The sequence below is a fragment of the Arthrobacter sp. H5 genome (genome assembly GCF_000520595.1).
Classification (GTDB): Bacteria; Actinomycetota; Actinomycetes; order Actinomycetales; family Micrococcaceae; genus Arthrobacter_D.
Genome location: NZ_KI915037.1, coordinates 10,171 through 12,183 on the forward strand (window position 1 = coordinate 10,171; position 2,013 = coordinate 12,183).

The window sequence follows — 2,013 nt, forward strand, 5'->3', positions numbered from 1 at the left end:
GTAGGTATTCCCTACCGTTTGCCCGCCCGCGCCGCCGCCTCGATGCGGGCGCGGTAACCGGCCCAGGCGTCGGCGCTCCGCTGCGGCATGTTGGGATCCTCAGCACCCCTGCCTGTGGATCCATCAATCGTTTCACGGAGAATGTCCGCGTGGCCCACATGCTGCGCCGTCTCCACGCACATGTGCACCAGGATCTGGTGCAGCGTAACTCGACGCCGTTCCTCCGGCCACCACGGCACTTCGCCGGGAGCATCGAGGGGCAGTTCGTTGATCGTGGCGTCGCTGTGGGCTGCGGAAAACCGGTGCAGTTCAACAATCTCATCCCGGGACTCTTCAGTGGTGACCCACATGTCCGCGTCCGGCTCGGCGTCGTCGGCGAACCAGGGAAGACTCCGTCCGCTGGGACGACCGAAGACCCCGCCGAAGTAATCGAGCTCCACGCTTGCCACATGCTTAATAAGGCCAAGCAGATTGGTCCCCGTAGGCGTCATGGGGCGTCGGGCGTCGTATTCACTGAGTCCATCGAGCTTCGCGAGGAGGTCCGCACGCCGAATGCGCAGGTAGTGGTGCAGGGTTTCCTTCTCATCCATGTGCGCACTATACCTGTGCTGCTTGGTCCGTTAGCTGGTCATCTTCCACTCGTGCGGACCGGAACGCTGAAAAGAGAAGCACCAGCGCTGCGGCCAGCATAATGACCGCGGCTGTCCAGAGTGCAATGCCAACGCCGGCGACGGCGGCAATCACGCCTCCCAGCGGGGCCCCAATGACAATCATGCCGCGGTTGATTGACCGCATGGTGGCGCTCATCCGGGCAATCAGTCTGTCCGGCGTCACTGCCTGCCGGTAGCCCATTTCCAGTGGACCTTCGGAGCCAAGGGCAAACCCGAAGAGAAGCTGGCCTCCCGCAGCGAGGATAAACGCCGCCCACAAAGCGGAAGACCAGTCCGCTGGGGAACCGTAGTCAGCTCCTGTGACTTGCCCGTTGAGGAACGCCACCAGGGGGGCCAGTGCTATCAGTGCAACGGCTATGGGTTGGAGAAGGTCCGCCGCAATCACTGCCCTGCCCGTGCCCCAGCGTTCTCCGAGTCGGTTTGAGATAAGTGTTCCGATCACGGCCCCGATACCGGCACAGCCAACTGTCAGGCCAAGTCCAAGGGGCCCGAGTCGAAGCTCATTGAGGATAAGAGCCGGAAACACCGCGCCCATGATCGCGGAGCCAATGAACCAGAGATGGCTTTTCCACGCGAGGGGTGCCAGGCGTGCGTGCCCATATATCCAGCGCAGGCCTTCACCGATCCTGGAACGCAGGGAACCGTTGGGCCTCGGGGGCGTCTCGGTCGAAGCTTGTTTCAACGAGAGCAACACCGCGCCGGAAAAGAAATAGGAAAGCGCATCGATGAACAGCGCGAAGGGGGCGCTGACCAAAGCCACCAGCCCACCGGCCAGTGCTCCGCCGCTTGTCTGGGCAACGGTGTCGCTCTGTTGCAACCGGGCGTTTGCCCTGACCAGCTGCGCCCGCGGAACCAGTTGCGGCAGGAAGGACTGATATGCGGCGTCGCTCATCAGCGCCAGGAATCCAAAGCAGAACAACAGCGCCATCACGGCCGGAATGCCCAGGACACCCAGGGCTGCGAGGACGGCAAGACCCACCAGCACCAGACCGCGGCCCAGATCGCCCGCAATCAGGACCGTCCGCCGTTGGAATCGGTCCACCCAGATACCGGCCAGTAGTCCGAAGAGCAGGTACGGTGCCCACCGTGCGGCATTCACCAACCCCTGATCCAGGGCGGTTCCGCCCAGCATTACCAAGACAAGAACCGAGAGAGCCACAGTGGTGATGTAGGTGCCGAAATCCGAAACTGTTGACGCCAGCCAGAACCGCACAAAGCGGGGATTCCGGCGGAGCTTCACGCTTGTCATCCTAGTGCTGGCGGACGGATCAGGCTTATCGATCGTTGGGGCTGGTACGCGAGCCACACCCTGAGTCCCCCCAATCGACGCGACTGCGGCGGG

The 2,013-nt window shown here is 62.9% G+C and carries 2 protein-coding genes; both read right to left on the minus strand.

Translation table 11 applies throughout. The features are described 5' to 3' along the window. Positions 1–11: 11 nt before the first annotated feature. Positions 12–590, minus strand: coding sequence for a DinB family protein (locus tag Y708_RS0120705; RefSeq protein WP_028281382.1), 579 nt, complete (start codon positions 588–590; stop codon positions 12–14). Positions 591–597: 7 nt separating this feature from the next. Beyond that, positions 598–1,911 (minus strand): MFS transporter, encoded by a 1,314-nt coding sequence (locus tag Y708_RS0120710; RefSeq protein WP_028281383.1) that lies wholly within the window; start codon positions 1,909–1,911, stop codon positions 598–600. Positions 1,912–2,013 lie beyond the last annotated feature (102 nt).

Coding starts and splice junctions, on each gene's coding strand:
- Y708_RS0120705 (WP_028281382.1), bottom strand. CDS start 590: ATGGATGAGAAGGAAACCCTGCACCACTACCTGCGCATTCGGCGTGCG.